Origin of the sequence: Saccharopolyspora sp. NPDC002686 (genome assembly GCF_040295745.1) — a bacterium.
In the GTDB taxonomy this organism is placed as follows: Bacteria; Actinomycetota; Actinomycetes; order Mycobacteriales; family Pseudonocardiaceae; genus Saccharopolyspora; species Saccharopolyspora oryzae.
On the sequence record NZ_JBEOVY010000426.1, the window covers coordinates 1 to 5,838 of the forward strand.

3 protein-coding genes are annotated in these 5,838 nt (G+C 70.0%); 1 reads left to right on the forward strand and 2 read right to left on the reverse strand.

Going from position 1 to position 5,838, the window contains the following annotated elements; genetic code table 11:
- Positions 1–116: 116 nt before the first annotated feature.
- Both ABTZ89_RS34520 and ABTZ89_RS34525 read right to left on the reverse strand, forming a co-directional pair.
- On the reverse strand, positions 117–2,156 hold the full coding sequence (locus ABTZ89_RS34520) for a YhgE/Pip family protein (RefSeq protein ID WP_351052776.1): 2,040 nt from the start codon (positions 2,154–2,156) through the stop codon (positions 117–119).
- A gap of 5 nt (positions 2,157–2,161) precedes the next feature.
- A complete protein-coding gene (locus tag ABTZ89_RS34525) occupies positions 2,162–4,882 on the reverse strand; it encodes an MMPL family transporter (protein WP_351052779.1) in 2,721 nt (906 codons plus the stop codon).
- A gap of 161 nt (positions 4,883–5,043) precedes the next feature.
- Here ABTZ89_RS34525 and ABTZ89_RS34530 point away from each other — a divergent pair, with 161 nt between their 5' ends.
- Entirely contained in the window at positions 5,044–5,691 is a 648-nt protein-coding gene (locus tag ABTZ89_RS34530; RefSeq protein WP_270950026.1) for a TetR/AcrR family transcriptional regulator, read from the forward strand.
- Positions 5,692–5,838: the final 147 nt, after the last annotated feature.

Sequence of the window (5,838 nt, forward strand, 5' to 3'; positions counted from 1 at the left end):
TTTCATCTCCCGCTCGCGGCGTTGGTCTCCTGTGTGGGGGTCCTCTTTTCTTTCCCGTTCATCACCAAGACCCCCCACACCACGCCCCCCAGCACCACACCATAAGGTGAAGATCGCTACCAGGCCGGGGGAGTGGGGCGGCGGCGGAGCTGTTTGGCCGGGAGGACACGGGACCGGTCCGTTGCCAGCACGGTGATCAGGAGGCCTGCGACCAGCCAGGCCGCGAGTTGGAGCGCTCCGCTGATGGCTCCGCCGGAGCCGGTGACGATCGCTGAGAGGGCTTGGACCGCTCCGTGGGTCGGGAGGATCGCGCTGATCGTCTGGAGAGTGCCCGGGATCGTGGAGACCACTCCGGTCGCTGCCGCCAACACCAGGACCGCGATCGACACGATCCGGCCGGGGTTGCCGAACAAGGCGGTCAGGGCTTGGTTGAGCGCCACGAACGCCAGGGCCGCCAGGAGCGTCACTCCGGCGAAAGCCGCCCAGGAGCCGAAGGACAGGTCCAGGAACGGGGCCAGCGCCGCGCTGACCACGACTGCTCCGATCGCCGCGATCAGCACGCCGGGGAGCAGCGAGGAGAGCACCAGGCGCCAGGTCGAGCGGCGGGAGCTCGCCGCGTCGGCCGGGACCGCCCTGGTCACGGCGTAGATGCCCAGCGCCGCCGTCCAGAACGCGATCGCGATCAGCAGGGCGATCAGCGACTTGCCGAAGCCGGGCAGGTCGGACTGCAACGCGGCCGGGCTGGACGCCACCGTCTTGAGATGGGCGCGCTCCTCGTCGGTGTAGTTGGGCAGCTGGTCGACGGCCGGGGCGATCTTGTCGGCGAACTGCCGGTTGCCGTCGGCGACCTGCTCGGCGCCGGAGACCAGCTGGCCCACGCCGCCGTCGAGTTCCTTGACGCCGCCGTTGAGCTCTTGAACTCCGCCGTTGAGCTGGTTCAGCCCACCGGACAGCTGCTGCGCACCGCTGCTGAGCTGGGTGCCGCCGTCGGCGAGCTGGCCGATGCCGGAGACCAGCTGGCCCGAGTTGTCGGCGAGCATCCGGGTGCCCTTGGCGACCTGCTCGGAACCGTAGGCGAGGCCTTCGAAACCGTCCCGGGCCTGCTTCACCGGCTGCTGGATCTTGTCCTTGATGCCGTCCAGCGCGCCCTCGCGCTGGTTGACCTTGTCGACGTCCGCGCGCAGGCGGGTGCAGAAGTCCGTCGTCAGGCCTTCGACCGGGCACTGCGCGGCGAGCTCGGCGAGGCCGTCGAGCTTGGGGGAGTCGGGGATCTGGTCGGTCGCGGCCAGGATCTTGTCGGCGAGCGGGACGAACTGGTTCGCCATCTGGCGGTTGCCCGCCGCGACCTGCTCCGCGCCGTCGGCCAGCTGCCGGGTCTGCGCGGGCATCTGCGAAACCTGCTGGTGCAGCTCGTTCAGGCCACCGGAGAGCTGCTGCGCACCATCGGCGAGCTGCGCGCCGCCGTGGGCCAGCTGCGGCACACCGCCGGCCAACTCGTCGACGCCACCGGCTAACTGACCGACACCGCCCGCCAGCTGCTTGGTGCCGTCCGCGAGCTGCCCGCTGCCGTCCGCCAGCTGCCGCGCGCCGTCGGCGGCGGTGCCGAGCTGGCCGTGCATCTCGGAGAACCCGCCGTAGAACCCGTCGAGAAGCATCTCCAGGATCTGCTGGTTGAACACCGAAACGCTCTGCCGCGCAGCGGCTTCCACCGCCGCCGCGTCAGCGGGAGCCGCGACCGGCGAGGTGTCCACGGAGATCCCGGCGCGGGTGGCGTCCATCGGCTTGCCGGTCATCGCCGACGCGGTGTTGCGGGAGAACTCCGCGGGGATGGTCACCGCCGCCGCGTACCGGCCGTCGGCCAGGCCTTCCGACGCCTCCTCGGCGGAGGTCATCTGCCAGACGTAGCCGGAATCGGTGCTGTTGACCAGCTTCGCGGCCATCTCCCGGCCCAGCGGGGCCAGCTGGCCGTTGATCGTGGTCGGCTCGTCGCTGTTGACCACCGCGACCTTGGCGGCGCCGTGCTGGCTCATCGGCGCCCAGAAGGCCCAGGCCAGCACGCCGACGACGAGCACCGGGACCAGGGCGAGCCCGATCCAGGTGAGGCGGCCGACCGATCCGCCGGCGCGCCGGGTGGCGTGCGTGAACGGGTTCACCATTGCCCTCAAACCTCCTGGAGGCGGCCCGACAACACGTCCGGCCGCGCGGAAAGCCGCAGAACGTCGACCCGGTGGTCCGGCAGCAGGTCGGAGACCAGGCCCGCGTTCTGGAAGGTCACGACGAAGCTCACCGGCGATCCGTCCGAAGTGGACGAATTCCGGAGCAGGCCGGCCAGCTGGCGGCGCTGGTCGGCGGAGGAGATCGCGTCGACGTCGTCGAGCAGCACCAGCCGCACGCCTTCGGCCACCGCCTGCCGGACTTCGGCGGCAGGTTCAGCGGAGTCCCGGCACTGCACCAGCGCGGTCCGCGAGCGCACGGCCCGCGCCCGCTGCGGCAACAGCAGTCCGGCCACCCGGAGATCACCCCGCACGGTCCGGACCCGGCCGCCGAGCGCGTGCAGCAGCGCGGACGCCTCGTCGCCCTCCACCGCGAGCACCTCGCCGGGCCGCAGGCCGATCCGCACGCCGCCGAGGACCTGGTCGCCGCGATCGTCGTGGATGCTCAGGTCGCGGGCGCTGACCACCTCGTCGTTGCCCGGCCACTCGGCCAGCCGCAGCTCGTGCTGCAGCGCCTCGCCTTCCACGTCCAGCGCGGGCAGCCGCCGGGCCAGCCAGCGCGGCAGCCACCAGGCCTTGTCGCCGAGCAGCGCCATCACCGCGGGCACCAGCGTCATCCGCACCAGGAACGCGTCCACGAACACGCCGACCGCCAGGCCGAGCGCGATGGGCTTGATGTTGGCGTCGCCGTGCGGGACGAACGCGGCGAACACCGAGATCATGATGACCGCGGCGGCCACCACCACCGGCGCGACGTTGGTGAAACCGGCCTCGATGGCCCGCTTCGCGTCGCCGTGGTGGCTGTACTCCTCGCGCATCCGGGAGACCAGGAAGACCTCGTAGTCCATGGCCAGCCCGAACAGGATCGCCATCAGCAGGATCGGCATGAAGCTGATGACCCCGCCGACGTGCGCGATGTTCAGCGGTCCGGCCAGGTGCCCCTGGTTGAACACGAACGCGATCGCGCCGAACGTCGCGCCGACCGACAGCAGGTAGCCGAGCGCGGCCTTGACCGGCACCCACACCGAGCGGAACACCATCGCCAGCAGCACCAGCGTCAGGCCGACCACGATCACCGCGAACGGCAGCAGCGCGTCGAAGAGCTTCTCGGACAGGTCGATGCCGATGGCGGTCACGCCGGTCACCGCGATGCCTGCACCGTACTTCTCGGCGAAGTGCGGGCTCATCGCCCGCAGCCGGTGCACCAGGTCGGCGGTCTCGTCGGCTTCGCCGCCGGTGGTCGGGATGACCTGGATGATGCCGGTGTCGATGGTCGGGTTCGGCGTGGCCATCGGCACCGCGGCCACGCCCGGCATCGCGCGGATCTCGTCGGCGATGCCGTTGACCTGCCCGAGCGGGTCCTTGGTGCCGATGATGTCGGTGGTGATCATCAGCGGGCTGTTGAAGCCGGGACCGAACTTCTCGGCGATGTGGTCGTAGGTGTCCCGCGCCGGGGTTCCGACGGCCTGCGCGCTCGCGTCCGGCACCGACAGCTTCAGGTCGGCCATCGGCAGCGCGCACACGCCGAGCCCGGTAACGACCAGGACGATCGTCAGCAGCGGCGCCTTGGTCGCGGCCCGCACCCAGGTCAGCGCGAACGAGCGGCGCTCGCGACGCGGCTTGGCGGCGCGACGGCGCCGGACCTTGACCGGCCGCAGCCGTTCACCGGCGAAGCTCAGCAGCGACGGGATGATCGTGAGCGCCACCGCGACGCCGATCGCGATCGCGACACCGGCCAGCACGCCCATCGTGGTCAGGAACGTGATGCCGGGGACCGCCAGCGCCAGCAGCGCGATGATCACCGTGACGCCGGCGAAGATGACGGCCGAACCGGCGGTGGCCACGGACCGCGCGATGGACTCGTCGACGTCGACGCCGTCGGCGAGCTGTTCGCGGTGCCGGGACACGATGAAAAGCGAGTAGTCGATGCCCACGGCCAGGCCCAGCATCACGCCGAGCATCGGCGCGGCCGACGAGACCTCGGTGAACGCGGTCGCCAGCAGCACGATCGTCATCGACACGCCGACGCCGACGAGCGCGGTGACCAGCGGCATCACCGCGGCGATCAGCGAGCGCAGCAGCAGCATCAGCACCAGCAGCGCGACGACCACGCCGACCGCTTCGGTGGCGCCCATCTCGGGCATCGCGTTGGCGAAGATGTCGCCGCCGATGTGCACCGAAGCGCCCTCGCCGAGCTGCTGCTCCAGCGCGTGGGCCTCGCCGAGCAGGTCGTTCTTGACCTGCTCGGGGAAGTCCAGCGGCGGGAAGTCGAACTGCATGTTGATCAGACCGGTGCTGCGGTCCGCGGAGACCTGGTTCTTCACCAGGTCGTCCAGCGGACTCATCACCGCGCCCACGCCGTCCCAGCCGGAAACGCGGTCGATGAGCCCCTCGAAGGCGTGCCGCACCTCCGGCGAGTCGACCTGCTCGCCCGGCGGCACGGTGAACACCAGCTGCGCCCGCGAGCCCGTCATCTGCGGGAAGACGTTGTTGAGGTGGTCCAGCGCCTCCTGCGATTCAGCGCCGGGGATCTCGAGGCTGGTCTCCATCCCCTTCTGCAGGAAGAACGCGCCGCCGCCCAGCACGGCGAGCAGCGCCAGCCACGCGACCAGCACCCAAGTCCTGGCGCGGACCACGGCCCGCCCGAGTCGGTACAGCGAAGACGACAACCGGAACACTCCCGCAGCGAGGATCGATACACGGCGCATGCGATACGCGGTGCATGCGATACACGATGTATTCAATGCACACTGTATGTTTCCCGGGACCCCGCGAGGCCACCTCGCGCGGGAAATTGTGAGGCGAAACACCGAGCGGGAGACTCAAGGTCATGACCGACCAGCCGCAACGACGCGAAACCCGACGACGCGCGGAAACCCGTCGACGGCTGATCTCCGCTGCCCGGGAGGTGTTCCTCGAGCACAGCATCCGAGACGCGCCGGTGGAGCTGATCTGCGAGGCAGCAGGCTTCAGCCGCGGCGCCTTCTACTCCAACTTCGCGACGAAGGAAGACCTCTTCCTGGCGGTCTACGAGGAGGAGATGGCCGCCCGCATCGACCAGACCCGGGAGATCATCGAGAAGGCGGTAGCCCCCACCGGCGAAGAGCGCTCGGTGCACCAATCGATCCTCGAGATCGGTGCGGCCTGCGCGGAATCCCTGGTCGCCGACAAGACCTGGTACCTGCTGCTGACCGAATTCCGCGCGCACGCCCTCCGGAACCCGGAACTGCGCATGCGAGCGGGCGAGTACCTGGTCCAGGTCACCGAAGCGGTCGCGGAGCTGATGCAGCACGCCCTGGATGAGCTGGGCATGCGCCCAGAGGTCGACACCCGAGACGCCGTGAGGGCCCTGATCGCGATCTACGACGCAGAACTGGAAAGAGCGGTCTTCAGCAACAGCGACCCCAACCTGAGCACCCTGTTCACCGAAATCTTCCCCCGAATCGCAGCAGCCCTCATCACCCCTCGCGAGGACTGACCGGACCCGCGTCGTCCTCTGATTCGCGCCCCCCTGCCCGGCGGCCCGGGCTGGCTCCGCAGATCTACAGTTTCAATTGAAACTGTGGTCCCACGGCGTGTCCGGCGCCCGACACGCCGGAAGGTATGGACAGGTCGTCCGGCCTGT

Coding starts and splice junctions, on each gene's coding strand:
- ABTZ89_RS34520 (WP_351052776.1), bottom strand. CDS start 2,156: ATGGTGAACCCGTTCACGCACGCCACCCGGCGCGCCGGCGGATCGGTC.
- ABTZ89_RS34530 (WP_270950026.1), top strand. CDS start 5,044: ATGACCGACCAGCCGCAACGACGCGAAACCCGACGACGCGCGGAAACC.